This window comes from Vibrio maritimus (assembly GCF_021441885.1).
Lineage (GTDB): Bacteria > Pseudomonadota > Gammaproteobacteria > Enterobacterales > Vibrionaceae > Vibrio > Vibrio maritimus_B.
In genome coordinates this window covers 369766-395086 of the sequence record NZ_CP090439.1, presented here as the reverse complement: position 1 = coordinate 395086, position 25321 = coordinate 369766, and the positions used below count along the sequence as shown (strand labels likewise).

22 protein-coding genes and 1 tRNA gene are annotated in these 25321 nt (G+C 45.1%); 11 read left to right on the top strand and 12 right to left on the bottom strand.

Annotated features, from left to right (window positions below; genetic code table 11):
- Position 1: 1 nt before the first annotated feature.
- Positions 2-154: a hypothetical protein gene (locus LY387_RS18390; protein ID WP_234497282.1), complete on the bottom strand. Its 153-nt coding sequence runs from the start codon at positions 152-154 to the stop codon at positions 2-4.
- Between the two features lie 157 nt (positions 155-311).
- Complete coding sequence (locus LY387_RS18385; RefSeq protein ID WP_234497281.1) at positions 312-3371, bottom strand: efflux RND transporter permease subunit; 3060 nt, start codon at positions 3369-3371, stop codon at positions 312-314.
- Positions 3372-3645: 274 nt separating this feature from the next.
- Here LY387_RS18385 and LY387_RS18380 point away from each other — a divergent pair, with 274 nt between their 5' ends.
- The 3 genes from LY387_RS18380 to LY387_RS18370 all read left to right on the top strand — a co-directional run bounded on the left by LY387_RS18380 (position 3646) and on the right by LY387_RS18370 (position 7318).
- The gene (locus LY387_RS18380) at positions 3646-4020 is read left to right on the top strand and encodes a hypothetical protein (RefSeq protein ID WP_234497280.1); all 375 of its coding nucleotides are present in this window, start codon (positions 3646-3648) and stop codon (positions 4018-4020) included.
- Between the two features lie 296 nt (positions 4021-4316).
- Entirely contained in the window at positions 4317-6260 is a 1944-nt protein-coding gene (locus tag LY387_RS18375; RefSeq protein WP_234497279.1) for a GGDEF domain-containing protein, read from the top strand.
- 242 nt (positions 6261-6502) lie between these two features.
- Positions 6503-7318, top strand: a complete 816-nt coding sequence (locus LY387_RS18370; RefSeq protein ID WP_234497278.1) for a hypothetical protein — start codon at positions 6503-6505, stop codon at positions 7316-7318.
- Positions 7319-7452: 134 nt separating this feature from the next.
- Here the strand turns inward: LY387_RS18370 and LY387_RS18365 are convergent, their stop codons facing one another.
- Positions 7453-8157: a hypothetical protein gene (locus LY387_RS18365; protein WP_234497276.1), complete on the bottom strand. Its 705-nt coding sequence runs from the start codon at positions 8155-8157 to the stop codon at positions 7453-7455.
- A gap of 443 nt (positions 8158-8600) precedes the next feature.
- Here LY387_RS18365 and LY387_RS18360 point away from each other — a divergent pair, with 443 nt between their 5' ends.
- Positions 8601-8894 (top strand): hypothetical protein, encoded by a 294-nt coding sequence (locus tag LY387_RS18360; protein ID WP_234497274.1) that lies wholly within the window; start codon positions 8601-8603, stop codon positions 8892-8894.
- Positions 8895-9011: 117 nt separating this feature from the next.
- Here the strand turns inward: LY387_RS18360 and LY387_RS18355 are convergent, their stop codons facing one another.
- Positions 9012-10043: an HlyD family secretion protein gene (locus tag LY387_RS18355; RefSeq protein ID WP_042470807.1), complete on the bottom strand. Its 1032-nt coding sequence runs from the start codon at positions 10041-10043 to the stop codon at positions 9012-9014.
- Complete coding sequence (locus tag LY387_RS18350; protein WP_234497273.1) at positions 10043-10501, bottom strand: magnesium transporter; 459 nt, start codon at positions 10499-10501, stop codon at positions 10043-10045. The genes LY387_RS18355 and LY387_RS18350 overlap by 1 nt, the downstream gene beginning before the upstream one ends.
- A 379-nt stretch (positions 10502-10880) precedes the next feature.
- Here LY387_RS18350 and LY387_RS18345 point away from each other — a divergent pair.
- Both LY387_RS18345 and LY387_RS18340 read left to right on the top strand, forming a co-directional pair.
- Positions 10881-10964 (top strand) — tRNA-Leu (locus LY387_RS18345).
- Between the two features lie 63 nt (positions 10965-11027).
- Complete coding sequence (locus LY387_RS18340; protein ID WP_234497272.1) at positions 11028-11627, top strand: DUF2913 family protein; 600 nt, start codon at positions 11028-11030, stop codon at positions 11625-11627.
- 53 nt (positions 11628-11680) lie between these two features.
- On the opposite strand, the gene LY387_RS18335 is transcribed toward LY387_RS18340, so the two are convergent.
- Positions 11681-12106, bottom strand: coding sequence for a universal stress protein (locus tag LY387_RS18335; RefSeq protein ID WP_042470815.1), 426 nt, complete (start codon positions 12104-12106; stop codon positions 11681-11683).
- Between the two features lie 311 nt (positions 12107-12417).
- Between LY387_RS18335 and LY387_RS18330 the strand changes: the two genes are divergently transcribed.
- Positions 12418-13077: an NAD(P)H-dependent oxidoreductase gene (locus LY387_RS18330; RefSeq protein WP_234497271.1), complete on the top strand. Its 660-nt coding sequence runs from the start codon at positions 12418-12420 to the stop codon at positions 13075-13077.
- 91 nt (positions 13078-13168) lie between these two features.
- On the opposite strand, the gene LY387_RS18325 is transcribed toward LY387_RS18330, so the two are convergent.
- Positions 13169-14038: a LysR family transcriptional regulator gene (locus LY387_RS18325; protein ID WP_234497270.1), complete on the bottom strand. Its 870-nt coding sequence runs from the start codon at positions 14036-14038 to the stop codon at positions 13169-13171.
- A 267-nt stretch (positions 14039-14305) separates the two neighbouring features.
- On the opposite strand from LY387_RS18325, the gene LY387_RS18320 reads away from it, so the two are divergent.
- On the top strand, positions 14306-15550 hold the full coding sequence (locus tag LY387_RS18320; RefSeq protein ID WP_234497269.1) for a hypothetical protein: 1245 nt from the start codon (positions 14306-14308) through the stop codon (positions 15548-15550).
- Between the two features lie 72 nt (positions 15551-15622).
- On the opposite strand, the gene LY387_RS18315 is transcribed toward LY387_RS18320, so the two are convergent.
- The 4 genes from LY387_RS18315 to yghU all read right to left on the bottom strand — a co-directional run bounded on the left by LY387_RS18315 (position 15623) and on the right by yghU (position 18907).
- Positions 15623-16207, bottom strand: coding sequence for a LysE family translocator (locus LY387_RS18315; protein WP_234497268.1), 585 nt, complete (start codon positions 16205-16207; stop codon positions 15623-15625).
- A 1-nt stretch (position 16208) separates the two neighbouring features.
- Complete coding sequence (locus LY387_RS18310) at positions 16209-16982, bottom strand: class I SAM-dependent methyltransferase (protein ID WP_234497267.1); 774 nt, start codon at positions 16980-16982, stop codon at positions 16209-16211.
- 86 nt (positions 16983-17068) lie between these two features.
- Positions 17069-17896 (bottom strand): AraC family transcriptional regulator, encoded by an 828-nt coding sequence (locus tag LY387_RS18305; protein WP_234497266.1) that lies wholly within the window; start codon positions 17894-17896, stop codon positions 17069-17071.
- 150 nt (positions 17897-18046) lie between these two features.
- Positions 18047-18907 (bottom strand): glutathione-dependent disulfide-bond oxidoreductase, encoded by an 861-nt coding sequence (gene yghU, locus LY387_RS18300; RefSeq protein WP_234497265.1) that lies wholly within the window; start codon positions 18905-18907, stop codon positions 18047-18049.
- A 500-nt stretch (positions 18908-19407) separates the two neighbouring features.
- Here yghU and LY387_RS18295 point away from each other — a divergent pair, with 500 nt between their 5' ends.
- Positions 19408-19869 carry a hypothetical protein gene (locus LY387_RS18295; protein ID WP_234497263.1) on the top strand — a complete coding sequence of 154 codons (462 nt, stop codon included), beginning with the start codon at positions 19408-19410 and terminating at the stop codon, positions 19867-19869.
- A gap of 66 nt (positions 19870-19935) precedes the next feature.
- Here LY387_RS18295 and glgC read toward each other — a convergent pair whose 3' ends face one another.
- Positions 19936-21240 carry a glucose-1-phosphate adenylyltransferase gene (gene glgC, locus LY387_RS18290; protein ID WP_234497261.1) on the bottom strand — a complete coding sequence of 435 codons (1305 nt, stop codon included), beginning with the start codon at positions 21238-21240 and terminating at the stop codon, positions 19936-19938.
- Between the two features lie 349 nt (positions 21241-21589).
- Between glgC and LY387_RS18285 the strand changes: the two genes are divergently transcribed.
- Positions 21590-24457, top strand: a complete 2868-nt coding sequence (locus LY387_RS18285; protein ID WP_234497260.1) for a M16 family metallopeptidase — start codon at positions 21590-21592, stop codon at positions 24455-24457.
- 286 nt (positions 24458-24743) lie between these two features.
- Positions 24744-25163, top strand: a complete 420-nt coding sequence (locus tag LY387_RS18280; RefSeq protein WP_234497259.1) for an Hsp20 family protein — start codon at positions 24744-24746, stop codon at positions 25161-25163.
- Positions 25164-25321 lie beyond the last annotated feature (158 nt).

The window sequence follows — 25321 nt, the reverse complement described above, 5'->3', positions numbered from 1 at the left end:
GCTACGATTCTGCAAACAGAGTAACGGCTGACTTGTAGCAAGGAGCTATCGTGACATCGATAACATACCAGCCTTCGCCACAGATCTGTTTAAAGCCGCTAGAATCAACAACAAAGCGGTTGGCACCATTTTGGATTAGGAAATATTTCATCATGACCTCGTTTAATCGGTTTAGGTGATTAGTCCGTTAATCAAGGTTTGTGTGTTTGGATGGGCTTATTGTCTCAGAAAGGCGAGATGGTGCGAGTTAGTATCTATCAGTTATGCTAATAGGAGAGCTGCTAGTGGAGCTCTCCTTAATGTCATCGATTTTAAATAGCCTGAATGGCAACGGGCTTGAACCTTTCTCGAATTTGCTGGATAAGCACAAAGAACACGCTCGCCATAATGCAGCCAACAAACGTCGCAGTCACAATTCCGCCAAAGGAGGCCCAACCCAAAGCTTGTTGACCGCCAGAGCCTACCGCGCTAGCGAGCATCAGTGGAATGAGTCCAACACCGAATGAGAATGCGGTCATAAACACGGCGCGAGCACGTAAGCGTAGCGCTTGTACCGCTGCCTGTTTGATGGTTAACTCACCCTCATCTCGAAGTGTCTTGGCAAACTCAACGATAAGTATTGCGTTCCTCACTGTCATGCCGATTAACAAGATGGCAGATAGTTGGGTGAGAATGTTGATGTTACCGTTAATGTGAATCACGCCTTCCACAATACCAATAACCGCAGTAGGTACCGTTAGCATGATGGCTAGCGGAATAAGCCATGATTCGTACTGGGCAACCAATACCAAGAAGGTGATGAGCATCGCCAGTCCCATAACGATAGCGACCGTATTCCCTGCGCTAACTTCTTCTTTTGCCGCACCAGTGAACTCGACGCGGTAGCCAAACTCTTCAGCTAATTCTTGTATAGCCTCAATCGCTTGACCGGAAGCGACACTCGGGATGACGTCGATAAATACGCCTTGCTCTGCGTTGTAACGAGTGATGAAGTTAGGGACTTTGATCTCCTCTACATCGAAGAATTTGTCGTAGGTAATGCGAGTGCCGTTAGACTTTGAAAGTCCTGTTTTCTTTAATGCTTCTGGATCGAGTCGGTACTTAGGATCGTTTTGCACCATCACCTTGTAGTTACGACCACCCATGTTAAAGGTGTTGATGTACATCCCCCCGAAGTGAGTCTGCATTCCTGCTACAACGTCAGCGAAGGTGACACCGTATTTGAGCAGGTCATCGCGCTTGATGTTGAGTTTCATTGATGGCTTGGTAACTTCAAACTGCCCCATAGCAAGGCCGATGCGCTCGTCTTCCATCAGACGTGTATTAAAGTCCATCGTCAGCTGATATAGCTCGGTCGGGTTGAGTTCAGGCGCAAGTAACACAAAGTTAACGCCATCCACCATGCCAAGCTCTGGGATCACTGGCGGTTTAAATGCAAAGGCCTGAATATCAGTATTGGACGCAAGTACTTCATTGACTTGCTCTGTGATTGCAGCATCACTTGTGGCTCGGTTTTGCATCTCATCAAGCGATAGCAACATCATGAAGCTGCTCATCTCAGCGGTATTGGTCAGCAAGTTGAAGCCTGAAGCCTCAACGCTGGTGGAGACGCCAGGTAGGGCGTTAAGCTGCTCTGTTAGTGAAGCTAGATACTCGTCTGTTTTAGACAAAGCCGTACCTTGAGGGAAACTGCCAACGACAAAGATTGCGCTAGTGTCTTCCTCTGGAAGTAAGCCTGTTGGCAAACTTGCTCCACGCTCAACAGATAGGTACAGGCCTCCAGCTAGTAAAGCGATAGTTAGGATAGGGAGGCGAGTGGCGGTCCAAGCTAAACCCGTAAACGCTCTGATCTTTTGAGTGATCACCCATTCCACCGATTTCGCGATGACGTTTTTCTTTGGCGGCTTCATGAATAGTGCGCAGAGTGCAGGCGTAAGGGTGAGTGCTACCAATGTGGACACAACGACAGACGCACACAACACGATGCCAAATTCTGAATAAATCGTGCCCGCCATACCTGGGATAAACAGAGAAGGTGTAAATACGGCAAGTAGAACCAACATAGAGGCAATGATAGGGGAGAAAGTAATATCCAGCGCTTTGGAAACCGCTTCTTTTACCGTCATCTCAGGGTGTTCGTGAAGTTGGTGCTCGGCATTTTCAATAACAATAATCGCTGCGTCAACAACGATGCCGATGGCCATGACCAAGCCAAACATTGAAATGATGTTGATTTGAATACCCAGTCCGCTCATAACCGCAAACGTCCCGATTAGAGAAACAGGAATTGCCGTTACTGTAATCAAGGTCAGTCTAAAGTTTTGCATAAAGAGGAGCGTGACCAAAGATACAATAGCGACCGCGAGCACTAGGGTTTCGAGTACGTTGTATATTGCGCCATCAATAAAGGTAGTGGCGTCATAAACCGTTTTGATTTGGTAGTCGCTTGGCTCGGCGAGCAGTGTTTTAATACCTGAGGCAACATCCATAGCATTGGCTTCTGGTGTCTTGTAGATGAACAGTACCGCTCCATCCGCATTCTCTCCGTATGCGTTGGCAGTATAGATTTCGCTGCCTAGCTCGATACTAGCGATGTCTCTCAAGAAAATCGTTTTGCCGAGTGCATCTGTACGGACAACGATATTTCCAAACTCGCTGGGCGTTGCCAAACCACCCTCAACGGTAATCGGAAACTCCAATTTGTCGTCAACTAAACTACCTGCAGAAGCAATCTTGTTCTGAGTAGCAATCGCGTCATTTATCTCGTTAACATTGATAGAGTAGTACTTCATTTTATCTGGGTTGAGCCAGACACGAATGGAGTACTTCTTCTCGCCAAGCACGTCGATCTTTGACACGCCATTGATACGTTGGATTTTCTCTTTTAACGGACCGCCAGCAAACGCACTGATATCAATGGCTGAGGCGTTGCCTGAAGGGTCGGTAATCGAAATACCAAGCATCAAACCATTGGATAGCTTCTCCACTTTGACGCCGTTTCGCATCACATCGCCAGGTAGCTCTGGCAGAGCAAGATTGACACGGTTCTGAACTAAGTTAACCGCTTTGTCTGAGTCAGTACCGCTCTCGAAAACGACTTCAAGGGTGTAGGTACCATCTGCGCCGCTGGTGGATTTCATGTACTCCATACCAGCCACGCCGTTGACTTGCTTTTCAATCTCGGGAGCAACAGATTTTGCCATGACATCAGCGCTTGCCCCGTCCATAAAGGTGCGAACTTCGACTGTGACAGGCGCAACATCGGGATATCGGCCTATGGGGGAGTTAGCGGCAGATATTGCCCCAATAAGAGAAATCAGAAGCGCAATGACAATTGCAAACTTAGGTCTTTCTATGAACATTTTAAACATGTCAGCTACCCATTGATGAATAATTGTGCTGAGTGTACGCCTCGGTTTTTTCAATCTCAAATGAGCGCGAGCTTCATCTATTTGGAAATAAACTGATTAATATCGAACATTCGAATGGCTTGATTTTTTGGGTGTCGTTTCTTCCTAAATTAAGAGCACAAACTTAATGTATTCAAAGATGTAATAGAAACCATTTTCTCGGATAGGCTCAACCACATTAAAGTGCTGCCACGTTTCTATCGTGCACTTCGCACATCAACATCTTAGGAAAACAATGAAAAAAATACTTATTAGCTGCCTCTTTGTGCTTGGCGCACATTCTGCTTTCGCGTATCACCCCTGTGAGTCTGGTAATGTGGTAACCGATGCAGTTGAAGGCGCGGTCGTTGGCGGTGTGGTTGGCGCCATTGCTGGGGATGCCAAAACTGGCGCTATGATTGGCGGTGCTGCTGGCGTTGTTGATGGGGCTTATGATGACGCTGAGTGTGATGCTTTGATTGGTGAAGCAGTTGTTGAAGATGCTATTGTGTCCGACTATGAAGATAGAGTCGTTGGTGAAGCCATCGTCGAAGATGCGATCATTGCAGACTATGAAGATAGTCTAGTCGATGATGCCATTGCGGACGCAGCACTTGATGATGCTTGGTAGAGACATTTCATGTATTGACAGCCTCAATTCCATTCGGTTGTCAATGCTCAAGTTCGCCTGACCTATCTGTAAACGTAATGGGATCTAGTTGACATTTCTAATAGTTAATCGGCTCGACCCATTTAAGGTTTCGAAAATAGTGGATAATATATCGCCACCTATTATCCCGTTCGACCCTTCCAGCAATCAATATGAACCCGGTTTTACCTATCTCAGAGTCAATTAAACGTTCTCTGAAGCCTAACTATTTATTAACTATTTGCATAGGTTGCTGGCTACTGATAGGTGGCGTGTGTATGGCGGCAGAGAGCCATTATCGGGTGGCAACTTCTCCGGGAGATCAGGTTGCACCACTGCTATTTTCTGCTGCTGAACAAGCGCTCGACTCAGAGTTCGAGCTAGTTGAAGCGGAGAGTCAGTATCACGCTATTTCTATGCTGGAAGAGGGAAGTGTTGATTTTGTCGCTAATGTGATAAGTAGTGACATCAATGGAAGTAAGATAACCTATTCTAGCCCGACAAACTTAGAACCTGTTTTTGCGGTAAGCAGGAAGCCCATCGACTGGCAAAACAAACTTCATATTGGGTTACAAGTACATTCACCCTATAAGCAGTATCTTCTTAGCGCATTTCCCCACATTGATGCCGTCGAGCTATTTGCTGAATCAGACATGTTCAACAAGCTCAATCAAAATGAGATTGATGCTTTCTTGATTACCTATCGCGACCTCGCACGAGTGGCGAAGTACGATGTCTTTATAGAATCTGTCGATGGCATACTAAAGTTGCCGCCGGCTTCGGTGGCAGCGCTGAAAAAGAGCCCAGCAGCAGGTCTGCTAACGGATATCGCATCGGTTGCCTCAGAAAAAACCACTGCGCTCACCATTTATGACACGATTCAACAGGCAATCAGGTCCGCACGGTTAGATGCGTTGGATTATAAAGTTAAGCGGCTGTTTCCATTGTCTTACTCGCTGAATATTGCGTTGGAGGAGCGAAAGCCGTTTAGCTTTTATGAAGCTGGTCAACAAAAAGGGATAATGCTCGAAGTCATAGAGAGTGCCTGCCGTTTACTCAAGTTTCATTGCACCATCACTGATACAAAACATATGACCTGGGAGGAAATCGAATCTCAGTTTATTCAAGGTGAAGTCGATGTCATTGCCCCTTATGTCTCATCTGAACCTCGTCAGCTGCATACCTATTTCTCCGATGTCATTCAGGAAGCGGAAATCTACGTTGTTAAGCGCGTCGGATACAAGGACCACTATTATCATTCAGCGTCTGAGCTGTTCTTGGAAAAATTAGGTGCGGTCAAAGCGGACTATTCAGAGTATTTGTGGGAGCGCTATTTACCCAATAAACCTATTACTCTGTTTGGCACTCAAGAAGCTCTAATTGAAGCATTGCTCAGTAAAAAAGTAGATTACATCATGTTGGACTCAGTGAGTCTCAATGCCATGCTCGCTGATGAGCTTTTACCAATCAGACCTGAAATGAACATTCCAAGTGTGCACTCGGTGCCCGTCGCCGTCGGCTTCTCAAAGCGTGATCAACATAATCAGGTTGCCGCCTTGTTTTCGGAAGCGCTTGAACTGGTTGATATCGAAAAGATCATTAACGCGTATGACTCGCCCCCTGATTGGCAGAAAATCTGGATCTCCCATAATAGAATTTCAACACTCATCTATGTCATTGCAGCGCTCATCATCATGATGGCATGCGTGGTCGCGGTATTGCTTTACCGAACCTCACGAACCGATACGCTTACTGGGCTTAAGAACCTAAGATCGCTTGAGAGAAGCTACTCCAAAGGGCTCAAGGCAGGTGAGACGGTATTGTACTTGGATGTGAATCGATTTAAACAGATTAACGATAAACTTGGACACAAGGTAGGGGATGCCTTATTAGTCTTACTTGGTAAGCGCATCAAAAAGCATTGGCGCGGTAAGGCTTATCGTGTAGGGGGAGATGAGTTTGTGTTAATCGGCACGCCTACCGATGCTCAGCTCAGAGATTCGCAAGCCATGCTAGAGGAGTTTCTGGTGCCACTTGAGCAAGAGCCATCCTCTATCTTGGTATCGGTGGCCATTGGTATCTTTCGTGCTGAAAAGGACATAGGTCTAGAGGAGGCTCTGAGTAAAGCGGATATTTTAATGTATGAAAACAAAGCCGAAGTTCGAGTCAACACGGAAAGGAACTCACAGCCGCTTAATAGTAAAACGACCAAAATCCTTTAGTGATCGCGCTTACACTTCCAAGAAGTTATTGAGATTATGCGCTAATTAGTAAGTCCTTGTTTTGTCTTATTAATAATTGGGTCAATAATCTAGCCGGAATAAATACTATAACTTTCAGTTAATTGAGCTCACCGCTCCGCCCCTTTAGGCTGCACGCGCACTTTAGGATTGAAGTGCTGTGGTCGCCAATTTTCGAACCACACTGAGTAAGGACGCGCTTTTTAACTTCAGGGTGAGTTTACATGCGTGCGAGCATTTCCATTTTAAGCGCGGCTATCGCTGCGACGGTTTCTTTTTCTTCTTTTGCAGACCAAAACTCTGATAATGACGTTCAGGATATGTCTGATCCGTTAGCGGTATATACCCAGGCGGGCGCTGGTGCGTCAGATAAAGGCCTCAACATTAAAGTAGGGCGAACTTATGATACGGGCAATCCTGAAACGATGGCAATGAACATCATCGAGGTGAAGGGTATTGCTGGTGAGTACTTAGGTTGGTCAGGTTCAAGTCATCGCGATAATTCTATTGATAGCGTGCGTTTTCGTAACTTCAGCGTCAACACGACCAATGGCCGTGGCGCTCAAATTGATCTCAATTACAACGTTGAGCAAGAGAGCCTGAATGCATCGTATAGCTTTATTCAGGCCCTGCCAAAATTGGGCAACTTGAACCTATACCCGCTAGCGGGGCTTGGCGTAAATGTGCGAAATGGAGAGTTTCCTGGTTGTGCTAATGTCGGCGTAGATTGCCAAATCGATCAGCAGAACATCGGTTACACCATCCCAGGAACCTACGCGGTTGTGGGTGCTTATACTAAGTATGCGATTACCGACAAACTATGGTTGAACTACAATCCTATGTGGCTGACAACGATCTCAGGTTCAAAGTCCTATGTTCAAAATGCTTATGGTCAAGGAATGGGTTCTATTTTCACTAACGAGTTTGCTGTGTCCTATCAGTTCACACCACGTTTTAATGTTCGCTATTTTGCTAACTGGACTCAAGAGCAAAGCTATTTCGACGGCGATCAAAGAGTGGAGTTTAACTATCAGTTCTAGAGCCCTCCAGTTATAGAAGTCGCAGCTTTGTCGGGCGGTCAGATTATTTTGTTCATTGAGCAAGGAAGCTCTAAAAAGGAAGAGAAGATATTCATTCCTTCGAATATCTTGAAATAAGAGGAGTTCAGAAGAAATTAGAACGGGAAAACAACGCCCACTTTACCGTAGGTGTTACGCTTATCGTTACCGAACTGACCTTCGTTACCGATCTCAACATAAGGAATTAGGTTGTCGATAGCAGTGAATGTCGCACGTAGCTCTACGTTGTAGATAGTGTCTTTGTTTTTGTCGCCAGTTTTGATGACGTCTTTGTTTCTCTGATTTTGACCAACAAGTTTAGCATTTAGGTACATGCGCTCTGTCACTTGCTTACCAGCAGCTAGGTCAAAACGGTATACGTTGCTGCGGTCGCTGCCGTTGCTTGAGTTAAGGTCTGTGTCTTTGCGAAGGCGAAGAGACGTATCGAACAGGTCTGCAACGTTACCGCCAACCGTTACACCAAATTTGTTCTGGTCGTTTAATTGACCGTGAACACCAGCGTCGGTTTGAACACTTTTCTTATCGACGAACTCGTACTCACCCTTGAGCCAGAAGTTCTCGAAGTCATATTTGTAGTTAACGTTGTACTCGTTCTCAAAGTTTGCTTTACGCTTTGCAGAAAGACCAAATCCTTCGTAACCAACAAATGCTTTGATACCAGAGCCGTTGCTTGTCTCATAGAGCTTCTGACCGTTGTCTCCAAATTTAGCGTCAAGTTCGATACCACCAGAGAAACCGTCCGCGATTGCATTAACAGAGAATGCAGATGTGATTGCGAGAAGGATTGCTGTTTTTTTCATTTCTTCATTACCTATTTTATTGTTTTCGCTCCTGTAATTGGAGCGGCACAAAGGTACCTAGAAAATGCAATAGGTCTAAGTTAGGAACTATTCGGTATTTTGATTGGTCGGGGACTTTTTTGTGTTGCATGAGCATCCCTTCAGACCGCACGTCCACTAGTTAATCAAATGCGATGCGACGATAGGAGCTAGCCCGGAGTTCTCCCCATTAATAAGGGGGAGTTAGAGGGGGTAGAGCGGCCTTACAACTAGCGCCTTGCTCGAATAGGCTTCGCCTCACCGCTTCCAGATACGCACTCCCCTTGCAAGGGGAGAAGCTATAACTCGGTAAATAGACAGGGTTCAGAGATTTATCATATATCCCAAGTATCGTTCCTCAATCCCTCGTCTAAACTTAGAAAAAACACACCGATATACATGTTATCGAAACATGGAGCATAACGATGAAGCCAATGTTGACCATTTCCCCTCTTTTTCTTCTGGCTGCATGCAGCGCACCCGTAGACCATGTATCCGGAGTCTCAAGTGATGATCTTTGCACGGCATTACAAACGGGTAATGTGGCTGAAAATAGCACCATGATCGGTGACGAAGAGGTGACGATGGACAGCGTCTACGGCGAGCTAACACAAAGAAAAATTAACCCGTACGCGAAAGGGTGCTTTGGCAGCCAGGAAAAGGCGGTGGAGTATCGAAAACACCAAGAAAAAATTGTCTCAGAGGCGTTAAATTATTAAATTCTAGGCAAAAAAAAGCACCTCAACTAAGTGAGGTGCGGTAGACCCAAGTTTCCGTTCCAAGTTCCAATCAGAGTTCCAACTATGCGCGGGTCCAAAAAGGGTTAACGGGTTGTATTACAAAGCATTCAAGTATGCCTTCAAGGCTTTTAATCGAACGGTTGCACCGCCGATAATGTCCATAAATCCGAGTTTTGGCGTAGGTTTAGTGGCTGAAATCCAACCTGAACCGGTGGCACCAAGCGGTACGTTGTAGCCCTCTGGCTCATTAAACTCAATGATGACTGTACGCCCGTGAGTACTGGTGTTGTTGCCAACATGCTGTCTAACGTGTTGAGTTGAACCATGTGCCGACACCGCTGCTTCACCAGTGTTGCTCGTTACACTGTGTACGCGTCCTCTAAATACCTCTCCCGGATGCGAGTTGACAAAGAACTCCGCAAACTGACCTTGTTCGATGTAGCGATACGTTTGATCACTCACTCGCATTTCGACAAATTTTCGACTGGTATCGAACAAGTGCAAGTTACCGGTGCGTGAACCTTCGGCAATATTGATAACACCGACAACGCCGTCAAACGGTGCTCTCACTTGATTCCGGTCGTTCAACCATTGCTTTTGGTTGATCTGAGCCTTGATACCGTCCACATCAGATTTTGCTGCCATTAGGTCCGCAGTGCCTTTTTGAATCTGGGTGTATAATTCATCGCGCTCTTGTTCGGAGCTGAACTCATCTAGATTCACTAGGCGTTTGTAGTTCTTTTCATCAATAGAGATTTGCTCGCGAATACTAGTAATGCGGTGCTCAGCAGCAACCAAACTAGATTGAAGGCTCTTTAGCTCTTCATCCGTGTCTTCTGACTCTAGGGTGTACAGTAAGTCACCTTTCTTAACTACTTGGTTATGGGTCACATAGATATCTTTAACCTGTTGACCAAAAAGCGGGCTAAGGACTGCATGCGGTGCTTTTACCGTGGTGCTGTCTGTGAGGTCGGCAGGCGACCAAAATCGGTGTGCGGTAAATAGCATGAATGCTAGAAATGCACCAAAGCCAACACTGATAACCGCATTTCTGAGCGTCCACTTTATGACGCCAAGTTTCACGAGTAACCAAATAATCAATACGTAAGGCAGCATGATCTCTTTCATTACGCTTCCTCCGACTCTTTCTTGCCGTGGATACCCACATTGATGACTTTACTCACTGCAGTTGCTACTGCGTCCCAGTTGGTAAAGGCTATAATGACGGCGAGCACCCACCATAGCTTGTCGATAAACAGACCGCAGAGTGACAATGCAAACACCAGGTTTGCTTGCGCACTTTGCATGTATTGACTGCGATGTACCGCCACTTCGTGTAATTGCCAAAGAAGATAAAGTACGTATGTGATGATTGAGAGGGTAATGACAAATATCATTCCCATAAAAAATTCGGAGTTAAGCAGACCTAAGATATTGGGCAGGTCTTGTGAAAAATACTCCGCAGGCAAAGTCTTACCATGAACGGTAGAAAGCTGCGCAAACGCGTAGCTCAGCGACAAAAAGCCGCCGACGATAACGATTGATTTAACACTCAATCGTAATGCTGATTTTAGTAGTCTGACCATGTCAGCTCCTTCATTCAGGCTCTCCGTAGCTATGTGATTGGAAAACATCCCAAGTCATTTTTATTTAGTCTCTATTGCCTTGGGTGTGAACATAGTAACTAACGGTTACTTTTGGATACATAGCCTGAACTTGGCTTTAAACATAAATGTGGTTTATGAATCATGCTGCTTTATGGTGAGTAGGGATGGGGGAGATGGATGAGAGAAAACAACGGTTTGAGCGTCAAATACGCAAAGTGATGAATTATTCACCGAACAAACTGATTTCACTACATTTATCCAACGAAACGCTATACAAGCCTAAAATCGTCAGTTAATATTTCAACATCCACTAATTAAGTGGATGTCAATAAATGCAGCAACACGCCGCATTATCGATGCCGAGATGGTGAAATTGGTAGACACGCTAGCATGAGGTGCTAGTGCCTTTGGTGTGAGGGTTCGAGTCCCTCTCTCGGCACCATTATTCCTTTCCTTATACTACCTACAGACTACAATGCAGAACAAAGGATCCAGTTCAAAGCAAATGAGTACGTCTAACTCGGAATCAATACGTCTATTGACCGAGGTGTCTTTGCACGCCCTTTTATACCTCGAATTTCAAAAGCTTGATCGCAAATCTCCGTTCTTCGACCGCGAAAAGAAGAACGAGTTACTTGTTCGCTGGCTGAAACCCAAGCTAAAGAGCAATAAGTATAAAGCGATTCGCAAGCAGTTGAAGACGATGAGTCTGCAAGCTAAAAAGTCTCAGGTAGATCTAGAGGATGTGCTGCTTACAGCCGTAGAGGCTAAACCTGAAGCACTGCAGCCTCACCTAGATAGCTACTTGCTACTGATCCGAGAAATAGAGAAGAAACTGGGTACAACAGCGCTTCTTTCTACACCTGAAGATGTGGATCTTAGCCATGACGAAAATGGCTGTTTACTTTGTGTGTTGTCCAATGATCTCAATGCTCACTTTGGCACGAAGAACCAGCTTGTTGCCGACATCTCCATCCTGTTCCGCGGCACAGTGCGTGAAAAGCACTTGTTCTTAGGAACAATATATGCGAATGAAATCTTCGGTTATCAGATCCAATATGAAGACGAAAACTTCGTTCGTATCTCTTTGACGCTCAATAAGTAATGTCATAAAAAAGCCCAGCGCAAGGCTGAGCTTTTATACTGGTTTGACAGCAATCAATCCTCAATTGGAACCACAAGAACATCCACTGGCGAGCTATTGATAACTTGTCTGGAAGCAGACACAATTTTGCTCCAGAAATCATGGTGGTGACCGCAAATTAATAAATCAAAATCATTTTGCGCAATCGCAACTTTCAATTTGTCACCAAGGTCGCCTGTGCCAATAATAAAGTGATTTAGCTCGCACTCGGCATACTCTGCAAAACCATGTAACTGTTCCATCGCTTCGATGTTTAGCGGCCGTTGCTCAGGGTCGTCTTTCAAGTCAACTAGGTCTGAATATATTTCACCGTGTGTGCCATCAATATGGATAAATGAAACATCGGCGTCCAATAGTTTTGCTAGAAAAACAGCCCTATCAATCAACACATTACTTTCAGGAGAAAGCTCAAGTGCCACTAGGATATGTTTGTATTTCATAACCACGCCCTCTTGCCGTATAACCTACCTCAATCATAGTCTTAAATCAGAAAAATTTGTGTCTAACAGATCTCGTATCGGCGATTAAGTGAATGAAAATTGATCTAGAGATGCATACCGACAGTATTGTGGAAGATTTTGCCCATAATGTCTGGGGGATTTGGCTCTTTTTCTTCTAGCGCTTTAGCTCTAATCTACACCTCGCCGACACGAGTTGGCTCTGGGTTAACAAGCGGTTTGCGATGCTGTAAATCACCGAAACATTCGCTGAAGCCCCAATTTTGTAGTGAATATATAGTGGAGAGAGCACAGTGACTCATCAAATCATTAAAGATCTAAACAACCGTTACACAGCCAAAAAATACGATGCGACTAAGCGTATTTCTGCAGAGGATATGGAAGTAATCAAAGAGGCAATTCGCCTGTCAGCTTCTTCTATCAACTCACAGCCGTGGAAGTTTATTGTGATCGAGAGCGATGAAGCGAAGCAGCGTTTCCACGACACTTTTGCAAACATGCACCAGTTCAACCAACCACATGCGAAAGAGGCGTCTCATACGATTCTATTCGCACACAACCCGCACTTTACCAAAGATGACTACAAAAAAGTGGTGGACGTGGAAGTAACATCGGGTCACTTGCCAGCAGACATGTACGACCAAATGCTAAACGGTGCGTTTGGCTTTGCAGAGCTAAACACCGACGAAAACGGCTTTAACGGTCAGTGGACGAAAGCACAAACTTACATCGCGTTGGGTAATGTACTTCATACTCTTGCGCGCATGGGCATCGCATCTACTCCGATGGAAGGCGTTGACCCAGAGATGATCGGTGAGATCTTTAAAGACGAACTCGGTGGTTACGTGTGTGATTTTGCACTTGCACTTGGCTACCACAAAGAAGGTGAAGACTATAACTACGGTCTGCCTAAGTCTCGCTTAGCTCAAGAAGACATCATTACGGTTCTTTAATCTGAGTTAGCCGACGAAAGACACTGCCAGCCCCCATTGGTCGCTATGCGATGAATGGGGGCTTTTTGCATTTTAGGATGAGGCAAGGGCATTACATATATAGTCCCGTAAAAAACTTATGCACCGGACCATGCTCTGCCCCCTCTAATTCGACGATATCAACAGCAATACTGACCCCAGCGTTAATTAGATCTGATTGAATGATTTTTAGGAACCCGAGATCTTGGCGCTGCAGGGCGATTTCCTCTGGGACACATGCCCATCCTAAACCTTGTTCGACAAGAGCAAGTACGTCCTCTAAGCTCGACGCTTCCCACTGTTCTGGCGAAAATATCAATAACTGTGACAGAAGAGGGTTATGGACCAGGCTGGAACAAGATATCTGACGCTCGGTATAGAGAGTGTGAGTTGGTACCATTTCTAGATCAGCAAGTTTTGAGTCAGGGGCACAAACAAGACTAAGGTTGATATTGCCAACCCCCTTGCTTTCAAACTCATCCATCAACTTACCCTGTGTCCCCACCAGTAACACATCCAAAGATTCTTCACTTAGTTGTTTGAATAGACTGTTCGAGTTGCTGCGAACAATATGTATTGCAGTATCCGTGTATCGTTGATTGACTCTATTAATCTGCTCTTCGAATACACTTGTCGGCAATATGTTTTCAACCCCGATCTTAAACGTTTTCTCAGCATCTCGATTTTGAGGAAGCATGCTGCGTTCAATTTTAGTTACCTCACGCAGAAGTATCTGTGAGTTAACATAGAGCCTCTCTCCATCTTCGGTCAGGGTTGGCTTTCTCGTACTTCTGTCGAACAAAGCGACATCAAGGTAATCTTCCAGAGCTATTATAGCGGCACTCACTGTGCTCACACGCTTGCCAACTACCCTTGCCGCTGCAGAAAAACTGCCTTCTTCTGCCGCAGTTCTAAACATCAGCAACTGATCTAATGACAGCATCGACGCTCCTTAATTACGGTTACCTTTGAATAATCCTTAGATAATAGCTCGTTACGGGCCGTATTTGCTGACTTTGAACATCAAACTTCCAAAATTATTGGAAATAACTTATTCGCTCACATTTTGCTCTCAGTTTAAATTACACCCAACGCAACGCGACAGAGTTCAGCGCAGCGTTTTAAACCTTAAGGTGGGGGAGAGGATTCTTCACCAGTTAATGTAAATCGCACGGATGCCATAAACACTAGTCAATACGAGGCACAGATTATGGCTAAAAATGATATCCAAAATAACCCGCACCTAGATCCTGAGATGAAGTCATTCATGCTTTCAGAGCAAGAAAAATGGGACAAGCTCAACGCAAGCCTAATTAAGCAGTTTAAAGATACGCGTTGTCACGTTGAACACGGTTTTGCACGTTACAGAGCGGCATATGTTGGTGACCTGAATGCGGTTTATGTACCGGACCCAGATGTAGGCGAAATGCATGCAATGACGGGTGACAGTCTGGCAGACGAAGCAATGCAGTTTTGGCGTGAACACAAAAACAAACCGCTAAAAGATGTAGCTCCAGAGCTCTTTGCTGAGATGCAAGAAGAGTCCGATGGTCTAGCAGCGGCGCTCGAAAGCTGCGGCGTCAAAGTGATTCGCAACCGTGATTGTGAGTACCCAGAGGCGATTGTCGATAATAACGCAGCATGGAAAGGTCCAAAATTCTGCTCAATTTATGGCGGACCTGGCTATGGTCGTATTATGGGCGATACATTCATGCAGATTTGGGAGTGTGGTCCTGTGCGTCAGTGGGAATTTGCAACACGTGCTGGTACCAATGAGTTGTTTAAAGCCAACCCTGATTTGCGCTACCGTTCGATGCCGTTTCCTGAACCAGATGTAAACATGCAGGGGCCAGGCATGATTGGTATTGATAACGCAGCTGTGAAGATCTTTCCTAACAAGCACTTACTGTTGGGTTGGGGTGTACCGAATAAAGAGTGTATTCCAGAAACTTACCAAGAAGAGACTTGCCACGATCATACCTCGGCAGGTAACCCACTCGGTGGTAAGTTCATGATGGAACGTATCTTGGAAGATGAAGGTTATACGTATGAAGAGGTTTTCTTCGACTCTAACTTAACCTATCACTTTGATTGCTTCATCATGATGATCAAAGAGGGTGTTGTTGGTCTGCCTGATGCGCCAAACTATGGCTTAATGAGCGAAGGCTTGCCTAAGTGCCTTGAGGGTTACACCATTATTCCAATCCCTCTGGAAGACGTGGCTCGCGGAGCGATGAACGCACCGACGATTGGTGACGGTCGAATTTTGATTGATGACCGTTGTGAAGAGACAATGCGCCGATTGCGTGAACACGGCATTGAGCCAGTGCCGGTGAAGTATTCTGCTTGTTGGGATACGTTTAACTCTGGTATGGATTGTTCAGACGCAGAGATCTGGCGCGAAAATGATATCAGTGAATATGAAGCGAGCCTGGTTGAAAAAGAAAGCGAGTAACCTGTCTGTATTCACTACAGTTATTCTCGATAGTTGAAGTTAAAAAGACCACATAATGTGGTCTTTTTGTCTCTATAGGAGTAACCCGCTTGTCCCTAGCAGAATGAACAGGACACCGGTCAGCCGATTTATAATCACAATATGACGTTTTAAAAACCTAGCTACTTTCTCAGTTGCAAGTGATAGAAGTAAGTGAATAGACAGAGTAATTAAGATCAACTCGAGAGTCAGTACCGCGGCTTGCAGGGCGAAATATTGTTCACCTTTTACAAAAAGAGGAAACAGGGCGCCAAAAAACACGATAGTTTTTGGATTCAAAAGCGAGATCAGAACACCGCTCCTGTAACCATATGAACGCTCTTCAATCATCGCTTGGCTTCGTGAATAGTAAATCGCACGACCACCAAGGTAGATAATATAGCTGCTGCACAGCCCGGTCATGACTTGGTAGGCGAGGTCATTAGTATGAACTAAGGTCAACAACCAAGAATTGGACAGTATAGAAGCAAGCAAAAGCCCAGTGGAAATGCCGAGAATGACTGGAATTGTGCGTTGCATATTCTGGTTCAAACTGTTGCTTAATACTGCCAACATCCCCGGACCTGGGGATGCCGCTGAAGCTATGCAAATGGTGATAAAGGCTAGCTGACTTTCCATTTTATTCCTTGATGGCTGTCATCACAGTCATTGGCCAGTTAAGCGCCCAACCTGTCGGTGTGCGTCGTATGCCGAGTAGGCGCTCTGCATCATCCAAACTGTGCTTGTGGGAATACTCAGGCTTGTTTGAATGAAGTAATGATAGAAAGACACCGATATCTTCTTTTCGCTCAAAATGCCACTGTAGTGCTAAATCTGTGAACTTAGGTTCACTCCATCCGGTAAGTTTGCACAAACTCTTGGCGTATGGTTTGCTCAAAAAGCTTACTTCGTGCCCTGTTGTGCATGAAATCGCGACATGTTCATCAAAGTAGTCCGATAGCTTAGTACCACTGAAGATGTCACAAATCACCAAGCGCGCACCAGGCTTGGCGAACTGTGCTAAGTTGCTCAATACCGCTTCTTTACTTTTTACATGGTGAAAAGCACCGCGTGACCAAATTGCGTCGAGTGTTACGCCTTCAGATAGTGAAATATCTTCAGCGGGTCTTTGCATTATGGTGATGTTTTCACATGCTCGATCATAGATGGGTCTTAATTGATCTGGAGAGGGATCAACAACAAAAAGTCGTCCTTCTGGTCCAATGGCGGTAGAAATGTCGAATGAGAAAAAGCCGCTTCCCGCTCCAATTTCTAGTATTGCCTCACCACATTGAGGGGCAAGAAAATCAAACATCATTAAGGTGTCTTCTTTCCAACACGCTGGAAATTGATTCAAAGCCAATTTGTACGAACGAGATCGTTCTGTCGAGAACTCGACTTGATGTAACTCCATTTTATTTATTACTCCAACTAACCTAGCTACTGACGTTGTTATTTTATTTGTTTATGCAGTAGCCACTCTAATGAGCGCAGAGTCAGTTATCTTGTAAAAAATTGTTGTTGGTAGGTCGTTGGGTTGATTCCCATCGCGCTGACGAAGGTTTTATGGAAATGGCTTTGATCATGAAAACCACAAGCTAGCGCAACGTCGATGGGCTTGTTGCCAGCCTTTAGTAAGGATTTGGAATAGCTGATCCGCTGTTGGACTTGAAACTGGTGAGGGGTAACGCTTAAGTGACGTTTAAACTCATGAATTAAATGATATTTGCTTACGCCAGTTAATTCCGCTAGTTCATCGAGAGCGACTTTCTTAGTGCAGTTATCAGCGAGGTAGTCACGGGCGATAATGATGTTGGATTTGGCATCGGGACCATCAGCAGCAGCAAGTCTCGATGAACCGTATTGTAAGATCATTTTTACCAATAACAGTTCTAAATGACTCTCCACCTCAAGTTGCTCGCCGGCGTTGTTGATGGTTGAAAATAGCAGATGCATTTGCCGTTTTAACCGCTCATCAGAGATGGTGCTGTTACGAAACGTTGGCAGTCCATCCTTTGCATACATCTCTTTGTAGATGTCGCGGACTTGCTGTTCACTTGGATAGATACCGCGATAACGCCATCCTTGTTCACACCCTTTGCTGCCAGTGTGGATTTCGTCTGGGCTAATGATACAAATATCGCCACTAATAGCATTATGAGTTGCACCTTTATGAAAGAATTGCTGAACGCCTGCATCAACCAGCGTAATCACAAATTCTCCATGTGCGTGTTTGCCAAATGTGGTATCGACAAATTGTGCGTTGATGACATCCATTCCATCGAATGCCTCAAAGCTTGCCAGATGACAGAACTCTTCTTTAGACATTAACTCAACGTTCCTTGTATGACCCCTTGTAAAAAATAGCGGTGTGCTCATATGCAACACCGCTATTTCTGTGGAGCCTATCACACAATATTGGCGCTTTCCCGTAGGTGTCGCGTTTTTTGTGCACCTTGTTGCAATGTCGGTATTACTCTATTTAGGTTGTTTGGCGAGTACTTCGTCAATATCTGCTGCACTATGGCGCTCAGCTAACGTTTCCCACTCTTCCCCCCAGACGCGGTTTACAATACGGCCACGCTTCACAGCTGGACGCTCAGCAATCTCTTTTGCCCAGCGGATTAGGTTAGGGTAGCTTTCGACATCTAGGAACTCAGCCGCATCGTACTGGTTATTGATCACTAGATTTCCATACCATGGCCACGTAGCGATATCAGCGATAGTGTATTCGTCACCCGCAAGGAACTGATTCTCAGCCAATCGAGCATCAAGAAGGTGAAGTTGGCGCTTGGTTTCCATCGTAAAGCGATTGATTGGGTACTCGAACTTTTCCGGCGCATAAGCGTAAAAGTGACCGAAACCACCCCCAAGGTAGGGTGCCGAACCTTGTAGCCAGAATAGCCAGTTCATTGCTTCTACACGAGTTTCTGCTTTCTTAGGTAACAGAGCATCAAACTTTTCAGCGAGATAAAGAAGAATGTTTCCCGACTCAAAGACGCGAACAGGTTCACTACCTGAGCGGTCAAGCAATGCAGGAATCTTTGAGTTTGGGTTTACCGCAACGAAACCAGAGCCAAACTGATCTCCATCACCGATCTTAATGGTGTAGGCGTCATATTCAGCATCAGCTTTACCAAGAGCAAGAAGTTCTTCAAGCATGATGGTAACCTTTTGACCATTTGGCGTAGCTAACGAATAGAGTTGAAGAGCATGTTCGCCAGCGGGTAGGGTTTGCTCGTGTCTTGCGCCAGAATCAGGGCGATTGATGCTGGCCCATTGACCACCACTTTCGCTATCGTGAATCCATACTTTTGGTGGGATATATTCAGTACTCATGCTTCTTTCTCTCCATAATTGTTATAGGAAACATTCGTTTGTATCGAGAGAAAATCCTAGCGTGATTAAGGTAAGTCCGCAATAACAGTTAGGGAAGCTTAATCTATATCTTATGCTTTCTTAATCTTTTGCTAATACAAAAAAAAGCGGGCATAAAGCCCGCTAAACGTCATTAAACGTAAGGTCAAATTCCGTATTACAATCCGAAGAGGCATCTCCTCTTCAAGGGTTAATAGCATCTAGGGGTAGTTCAACCTAAGTAGACTGTGACCATCATACTCAAGCATAGGTACCGATGCTTGTATGTCATTATGCAGACCTTGACTGTTTTTCGCTATAACTGAAAAATGCAGTCATTTGCAGTGCTAAAGTCCCTCAAAGCCACAGAATACCAACCGGATCACAGGAACCGTGTAACAAAATATTATGGTTTAAATCTTTACTATGGGGCTGTTATATTTACCCAATAAATACATAAATCCTCTGTGGAGCCGACAGTTATGAATCCGCTACCCAGTGATGGATACATTTGCTATTTGGTGACGGAACACCTAAAAAAATTAGTCTCAGAAGCCTCAACGACGAAGCTTTCATTGTTCAACTTCTTTGTACTGCAGTACGTAGAGAGGTGCTCTGAACAATGTGAGTGTACGCAGTATCAAATCAGCCAAGCTCTATTGGCTGATACCTCTAAAGTCAATAAAGCGGTTCGTGAGCTAGAATCGAGTGGTTTGATCATTGCGGCAAAGACCAAAGAAAATGGTCGCGTTAAAAAGATGCTCAGTGTCACAGAGCAAGGTCGATCTTTGATTCGATTACATAGAACGAAAACTGATGACATCGCGACGCGATATGTGGCGGAAGTTAGAGATAAAGTCAGTGTGGACGAACTATTTGATGCCCATGCTAAGACGATGGCGGCGTTTTATGATGCCTTGAAGCTGTACAAAAGCGACAAGTAAAATAAACAAAAAAAATAGAGGGGCGCGAGCGCCCCTCTTTCGTTAGGTTTAAGCAAGTAGCTAGGTTTAAGCTAGAGCCTCAATATCGCTGTTAGCGTCGATTTCTTGTTTAGCCTCAAACATCTCGGCTGAAACGAGTACTACACCATCGTCAGTTACCGTGTAACGTTTCTTGTCTTCCTCAAGATCATAACCAATGACTGTACCATCAGGTATGATGCACTCTTCACCAACGATGACTTTCTTAAGCTTGCAGCTTCTACCAACAATTGAGCGCGGCAAAAGGATACTGTCTTGTACTTCAGCGAAGTCTTCTACTCGTACATCGGAAGAGACGAGACTGTGGTTGACCTGGCCGCCGGAAATAATCGCACCTGCACACAGCACTGAGTCTACTGCAAACCCTCTGCGGTTTGGATCGTTGAACAAGAACTTCACTCCAGGTCTTTGAACCTGATTGGTCATAATTGGCCAGCTAGTGTCATACAGGTCCAACTCTGGCGTCGGAGCCAACAGATCCATAGTCGCGGCGTAATACTCGTCAACATGACCAACATCGCGCCAGTAACCATTGCCACCTGGGTGACCTCGCTCGGTAAACACATAGCCTTTTAGATTGCTACGGCCAATTAGACTTGGAATGATGTTATGACCAAAATCGTGTTTGTAGTCTGGGTTTTCTAACGCCTGACGAAGCTCAGCATCCAAAACATCGACATTGAAAATGTAGATACCCATCGAGATTAACGCCTTGCTGTCATCGTTAGGCATTGGAGTAGGGTTCTTTGGTTTCTCAACGAAATTGATGATATCGCCCTGTTCGTTTAGACCCATCACACCAAATTCTGAGGCTTGTTCGATGGGTTTTTGGATGCAGGCAACTGTCACGTCAGCACCGCTCTCAACGTGGAAGTTGATCATTCGCGAGTAATCCATCTTGTAGATGTGGTCCCCGCCCAAAATCAAAATACGCTCAGTGGAGGTTTGGCGCTTGATCAAATCAAGGTTTTGGTAGATAGCATCTGCCGTACCACGATACCAGTTTTCACCAATACGCTGTTGAGCAGGAATGATATGTACGCCTTCGCCCAATGCCGAATAAGACGACTGCCAGCCTGATTGAATGTGGCTGATCAAGTCTTGAGCCATATATTGGGTGAGGACACCGACCTTGCGGATACCTGAGTTGATGCAGTTGGAGAGTGCGAAATCGATGATTTTAAACTTGCCACCAAACGATACTGCTGGTTTTGCGATCGTAGAGGTAAGCTCTTTAAGCCTAGTGCCTTTCCCTCCCGCTAGGATCATAGCGGTTGTGTTTCTTAGACGAGCGTTACTAGAAATATGGGAATATTGGTTTTCCTTCGGCATTGTATAACTCCTTATATAACAAGCACAAAAGACGTTTTTGGGGGAGTGTGAGTAACGCTACCCTTCTTTGGGGTAGCTTAGTTTGTAACTAGAACACTCGATGACGTCGATAAAAAATTCCCCTCTATAAGAGCAGAACTTTCGTATGCAATCCATACCATAAAATGTAAAGTTTTATCAAAAATACATAATTTCAACCTCTTATCACAGTTAGCTTCGCAACGTATGAAACGAAGGAGAAATTTCGTACAGACCCTTACGGTCATATTGATTGATTTTTACTAATATAAGCACGCTATATGTGTTTTGTTACATGATGGTGACAAATGAAACCTCAGGGATATTCGATATGATTTTTTCTCATCGCCTTCACACTCCAACCGTGAAGCTGTTTTTACTCGCCACACTGGCCTTAATTCAAGTTGCTTCGTTTAGTGCACAGGCACACATAGAGACACCAGATAATCAGGCAACACTTTGGTTTGAAAAGTCAGATCTGCCGCTTGATGAGAAACTGCATGCCAAAGCGTTGGGCAATGGCATGAGGGTGATCATTATTGCTAACGACAAGCCCAAAAAGGCCGTGTCGATTCGTATGCGTGTTGCGGCGGGTTCCTTGCAAGAACCGGGGCAAAAAGAACCGGGTTTAGCGCACTTTCTTGAGCATATGGCATTTAACGGTTCGATGAATGTGCCCGAGGGGGAAATGGTTCAAATCCTTGAAAGACATGGCTTGTCATTTGGTAAAGATACCAATGCCGAAACCAACTTTAAGCAAACGGTATACACGCTAGAACTACCGAAAAATGATGTTGAAACGTTAAAAACATCGCTATTTATCATGAGAGAAACCGCGTCGGAACTGACGCTTGATAAAGAGGCAATTGAGCGTGAACTACCCGTTATCTCCTCGGAGGTTCGCGAGAGGACGACGCTCGATCTTAACATGCTCTATGACTGGTCTAGCTTTGTTCTACGAGACGGCAATGTCATAGAGCGGATCCCTCTAGGAACACTTGACGGCATGAAAATGGTGGACAAGCAGCGTTTGACAGACTTTTATCGCCATTACTATACGCCAGAGAACACGACGCTAATCATCGCAGGTGATGTCGACGTTCAACAAACCTTTGCTATGGTTGAAAAGCAGTTTGGAGATTGGCATGCAAAAGGGAAGCAGCCAGAGGCGTACAGTAAACAAGTCACCTTACCTAATCATCCTGAGGCGCGGGTATTTCTGGATCCTAACGCAATAACCACGGTGGAACTAAACTTCCTTGAACCAATAGATCGCGCACCAGACTCTAAGTTGAAGCGGTCGCAAGAACTCACTTTGTATATTGCTAATCAAGCACTTCAGTACCGACTTGAAACTCAGTCTTATGCCAGTGAAGGCAAGTTACTGTCGCCTTATGTCGGCTCTTACAATCAGTTTGATGTCATTGCCATTAACCAATTGAGCATGACTACCCCTCAGAGTCTGTGGCGAGAAGGACTCCAGGTACTAGACCAAGGTCTTCGTCAAGCGGCTCAATATGGGTTTACCGAGCAGGAGATAAAGCGACAGCTCGACAAATACCATAATCTGCTCAAATTAGACGCCGAGGCGGAAGACGATACTTACAGTGCCGATTATGCCGAGAGGCTTGTAAGTGATGTCAACAATAGTATGGTCACGACCAGTCGGGCATTTGATTTGTCTCTGTTCGAGCAAGATGTGATGTCACAAGATATTGAGGTGTTTAATCGCGCTTTTCAGCAGCACTGGCAAGGAAAAGCACCGCGAATTTACGTAACCGAACGACCTTCTACTGGACAGGCGAAGTCTGCAACGAGTCAGGATGTTCTTGAAACTTATCAAATAGCGAGCGCTAAACAAGTGTCTCCTTACATTCCTCAGAAACAAGCTGAGTTTGCATATCAGAGCTTTGGCAAAGAAGGGACGGCTGAAAAGCTGGAAACAACGAATTTTGGCGGCGTGACTCGTTATAGGTTTGAAAACGGCGTCTATCTTAACGTAAAACCAACCGACTATGAGTCAAATGCGGTTTACATCAGCGTTCGTGCTGGTAAAGGCAAGCTCGGGCTCACCCCAGAGGAGGGCGCATTCGCGACACTTTTTGATGCCGGTTTTGTGGCTGGTGGATTAGAGGCTCACGATATCAATGACCTGAGATCGATATTTTCGGGTCGACAGATTAATGCCAACATTTATCTGACAGACGATGCGATAGAGAGTCAATATCGTGTGCCACCTCAAGATGTGCTTGACCAGTTAAGAGTGACGGCAGCGTTTCTCACCCACCCCGGATATAGAGCAAGTGGTCACGCTTTCGCGATTGAGCACCTAAAGTCAATTTATGATACTTACCCAACGACGCCAGAGAGAGTTCTAGGCTTCAATAGTGGTGAGCTAATGTATCAGGGTGACCCCCGCTGGGTTTATCCAAGTATTGAATCGGTTGAAGCGCTTCCCTTGACGGTGTTGCAACCTTTTGTCGAGCGTTCAATTAACAAGGGGCCTGTGGAGGTTTCGCTGCTGGGTAACATCAGTGAGCAGCAGGCTGTGGATTACGTAGCTCAAACTTTTGGAGCATTAGATATAAAGGCACAAACCTTTATAGACAGGCCTGCGACGGAGATTAAGTTACAACCGAATAAGTCGTACACTTATTACCATCACGGAGAGCCTAATACCGCCCTGGCATCGGGCTATTTTACTTTACCTGACGGTTCCAATTATAGAGATGTCGTTGGTTTTGCGATCTTAAGATCTATCCTGCAAATTCGAGTCAACGATGCGATTAGAGAGTCGACCGGTAAAGCTTACTCTCCTTGGGTGGATTCTTCTCAGTCACTTCTCTACAAAGACTATGGTTACCTCAACTTAAACAGTAACACCACGATTGAAAATGTAGATGTTGTGCTCAATATCTACAAACAGCTGGTTAAAGATCTTCAAGAGAAGGGAGTGACTCAGGATGAGCTGGTCCGTGCGGTCACACCCATGACTGACCGCGTAGAGCAAAGTTATGAGAGCAATGGCTTTTGGTTTGGTCTTATGGCACAAGCATCAAGCTATCCAGAGAACTTAGCCAATGAAGCAAATTTTGAAGCCTATGCTCGTCAGGTGAGCGTGGCAGATATTCAAAAACTAGCAAATCGCATTGATGTCTCATCAATGATTGAAGTGAGAGTACTTCCGACAACAAAGTAATAAAAAATCTAATGCAAGTGTTGACAGGTTATTTTCGGAAGCATATATTATTTACATGAACTGCCTATTGGAGTTCTTGAGCAGTTAGCTTTGCCTTACTAGGGAAGCAATAACCGCTCGTTATTTGAAGCCGTTTGGCGAGACTAAATGAGCTTCAACCCTGTTAACACTTGGAACATATGTCTAAATGCGGCACCTGAGCGCGCGGAGAGTATGTGTCCAGTCTTGATGTAATCACATGCTTGTGATGACGTTGAGAACTATTGCTTATTATGAGGATAGTATTATGCGTAATGTAGACTTTTCACCCCTATACCGTCATGCCATTGGTTTCGATCGTCTGTTTAACCTAGCGGAAAACAGTGCGAAGAAGCCGTCATCTAATGGATACCCTCCATACAACATCGAGCAGAAAGACGAAAACAACTATCGCATCACGATGGCTGTCGCTGGCTTCGCTGAAGATGCATTAACCCTGACTCAAAACGAGAACATGCTGATCGTGTCTGGTGAGGTTAAACCTTCGGAACATAAGCCAAACTACGTCTATCAAGGCATCGCCGAGCGCAATTTCGAGCGCAAATTCCAGCTTGCAGATTATGTCACCGTGAAAGCAGCAAGTATGGAAAATGGTTTACTACACGTCGATTTAGTCCGTGAAGTGCCAGAAGCAATGCAGCCACGTAAGATTTCGATAAGCAAATAATAAGTCTGTTGAGAGGCACAGTCGTGAGAGTCGAAAACTGGCAAACCATTTAATTTGCTAGTGATAACCCTCAACGAGACAACAGTGCCTGATTGAATGTGCAATCAACGTAAACTGCGCGCCTAAGCCGCTCCTTTGGTGCGCAGAAATAAACTATA

Bases quoted from the DNA above. Each gene is read 5' to 3' on its own strand.
- LY387_RS18390 (WP_234497282.1), bottom strand. From the start codon at position 154: ATGATGAAATATTTCCTAATCCAAAATGGTGCCAACCGCTTTGTTGTT.
- LY387_RS18385 (WP_234497281.1), bottom strand. From the start codon at position 3,371: ATGTTTAAAATGTTCATAGAAAGACCTAAGTTTGCAATTGTCATTGCG.
- LY387_RS18380 (WP_234497280.1), top strand. From the start codon at position 3,646: ATGAAAAAAATACTTATTAGCTGCCTCTTTGTGCTTGGCGCACATTCT.
- LY387_RS18375 (WP_234497279.1), top strand. From the start codon at position 4,317: ATGGCGGCAGAGAGCCATTATCGGGTGGCAACTTCTCCGGGAGATCAG.
- LY387_RS18370 (WP_234497278.1), top strand. From the start codon at position 6,503: ATGCGTGCGAGCATTTCCATTTTAAGCGCGGCTATCGCTGCGACGGTT.
- LY387_RS18365 (WP_234497276.1), bottom strand. From the start codon at position 8,157: ATGAAAAAAACAGCAATCCTTCTCGCAATCACATCTGCATTCTCTGTT.
- LY387_RS18360 (WP_234497274.1), top strand. From the start codon at position 8,601: ATGAAGCCAATGTTGACCATTTCCCCTCTTTTTCTTCTGGCTGCATGC.
- LY387_RS18355 (WP_042470807.1), bottom strand. From the start codon at position 10,043: ATGAAAGAGATCATGCTGCCTTACGTATTGATTATTTGGTTACTCGTG.
- LY387_RS18350 (WP_234497273.1), bottom strand. From the start codon at position 10,501: ATGGTCAGACTACTAAAATCAGCATTACGATTGAGTGTTAAATCAATC.
- LY387_RS18340 (WP_234497272.1), top strand. From the start codon at position 11,028: ATGAGTACGTCTAACTCGGAATCAATACGTCTATTGACCGAGGTGTCT.
- LY387_RS18335 (WP_042470815.1), bottom strand. From the start codon at position 12,106: ATGAAATACAAACATATCCTAGTGGCACTTGAGCTTTCTCCTGAAAGT.
- LY387_RS18325 (WP_234497270.1), bottom strand. From the start codon at position 14,038: ATGCTGTCATTAGATCAGTTGCTGATGTTTAGAACTGCGGCAGAAGAA.
- LY387_RS18320 (WP_234497269.1), top strand. From the start codon at position 14,306: ATGGCTAAAAATGATATCCAAAATAACCCGCACCTAGATCCTGAGATG.
- LY387_RS18315 (WP_234497268.1), bottom strand. From the start codon at position 16,207: ATGGAAAGTCAGCTAGCCTTTATCACCATTTGCATAGCTTCAGCGGCA.
- LY387_RS18310 (WP_234497267.1), bottom strand. From the start codon at position 16,982: ATGGAGTTACATCAAGTCGAGTTCTCGACAGAACGATCTCGTTCGTAC.
- LY387_RS18305 (WP_234497266.1), bottom strand. From the start codon at position 17,896: ATGTCTAAAGAAGAGTTCTGTCATCTGGCAAGCTTTGAGGCATTCGAT.
- yghU (WP_234497265.1), bottom strand. From the start codon at position 18,907: ATGAGTACTGAATATATCCCACCAAAAGTATGGATTCACGATAGCGAA.
- LY387_RS18295 (WP_234497263.1), top strand. From the start codon at position 19,408: ATGAATCCGCTACCCAGTGATGGATACATTTGCTATTTGGTGACGGAA.
- glgC (WP_234497261.1), bottom strand. From the start codon at position 21,240: ATGCCGAAGGAAAACCAATATTCCCATATTTCTAGTAACGCTCGTCTA.
- LY387_RS18285 (WP_234497260.1), top strand. From the start codon at position 21,590: ATGATTTTTTCTCATCGCCTTCACACTCCAACCGTGAAGCTGTTTTTA.
- LY387_RS18280 (WP_234497259.1), top strand. From the start codon at position 24,744: ATGCGTAATGTAGACTTTTCACCCCTATACCGTCATGCCATTGGTTTC.